The following is a 1,329-nucleotide window of genomic DNA, read 5'->3' on the forward strand; positions in this document are numbered from 1 at the left end:
TGAGGTTCCCCCGGTAGCTCGGAGGCTTTCGATCATGCTCTGATGGAGCTGAAGGGAGTCATTCGTGGCAGCACCGAAGAAGTACCCCGATGAGCTGCGTGAACGTGCGGTGCGCTTGTATCGGGAGTCGGACCCGAAGCCCGTGATCCGCCAGTTGGCCCGCCAGCTTGGGGTGCATCACGAAGCGTTGCGCAACTGGATCCGCCAGGACGAAGCCGACCGTGGCCTGCGGGGCGATCGGCCGACGACCTCGGAGGTGGAGGAGTTGCGCCGGCTGCGGCGGGAGAACGCCGAGTTGAAGCGGGCGAATGAGATTTTGAAGGCCGCGTCGGCTTTTTTCGCCTCGGAACTCGACCCGACCCGGCGACGGTCGTGACGCTCGTCGACGAGCTGCGCGATCGCTTCGGGGTCGAGCCCGTCCTCCGGGTCATCGGCGTGGCTGTCTCCACCTACTACGGCTGGCTCGCCCAAGCCGCCAACCCGTCCACTCGCCGACGCGAGGACGCCGAGCTGGCGGTGGAGATCGCGGAGATCCACGACGTGTCCGGTGGCACCTACGGCAGTCCCCGGGTACATGCGATGCTGCGCCGCCAGGGCCGGCACGTGGGCCGCAAGCGGGTCGAGCGGTTGATGCGGACCGCCGGCCTGCAAGGGGCGTTCCTGCGCAAGAAGTGGCGCATCCCGTCGACCCGGTCGAACCCGAAGGCGACACCCGCTCCGGACCTGGTCAACCGGCGGTTCACCGCGGCGGCGCCGAACCGGTTGTGGGTCGCCGACGCCACCCGCATCCCCTGCGGTGAGGGCGTGTTCTGGCTGGCAGCGGTGCGGGACGTGTTCTCCAACCGCATCGTGGGCTGGCGCTGCTCCGACCGCTGCGACACCGACCTGATCCTCGGCGCCCTCGAATACGGCATCTGGTCGCGCGACGTCCGCGACGGCCAACTGATCCACCACTCAGACCGCGGATCGAACTACACGTCGTTCCGCTTCGCCCAACGCCTGGCCGACAACGGGATCCTGCCGTCGATGGGGTCGGTCGGCGACTCGTTCGACAACGCTCTGATGGAGAACTTCTGGTCGACGCTGAAGATCGAACTGGTCTACCGCAACTCGTGGCGCACCCGCGACGAGGCCGAGAACGCGATCTTCACCTACATCGACGGCTGGTACAACACCCGCCGCATCCAGAAAGACCTCGGCTGGCAATCCCCAGACGAGTACGAAACCGCCTGGCACACCCACCAGGCACAGCAGGACCAGACGGCTATCGTTCAGCCTGAGCCCACCGGCGCCAGGTAACCAACCCTCCGGCAAACCGGGGGAACCTCA

The 1,329-nt window shown here is 67.0% G+C and carries 2 protein-coding genes; both read left to right on the forward strand.

From position 1 onward, the window contains the following. Positions 1-64 precede the first annotated feature (64 nt). Positions 65-376 (forward strand): transposase, encoded by a 312-nt coding sequence (locus tag ACK8GG_RS21250; RefSeq protein WP_007071078.1) that lies wholly within the window; start codon positions 65-67, stop codon positions 374-376. Beyond that, positions 373-1,299 carry an IS3 family transposase gene (locus ACK8GG_RS21255; RefSeq protein ID WP_440357096.1) on the forward strand — a complete coding sequence of 309 codons (927 nt, stop codon included), beginning with the start codon at positions 373-375 and terminating at the stop codon, positions 1,297-1,299. Before ACK8GG_RS21250 ends, ACK8GG_RS21255 begins: the two co-directional genes overlap by 4 nt. Positions 1,300-1,329: the final 30 nt, after the last annotated feature.

It is taken from the genome of Melissospora conviva (assembly GCF_049523535.1).
Classification (GTDB): domain Bacteria; phylum Actinomycetota; class Actinomycetes; order Mycobacteriales; family Micromonosporaceae; genus Melissospora; species Melissospora conviva.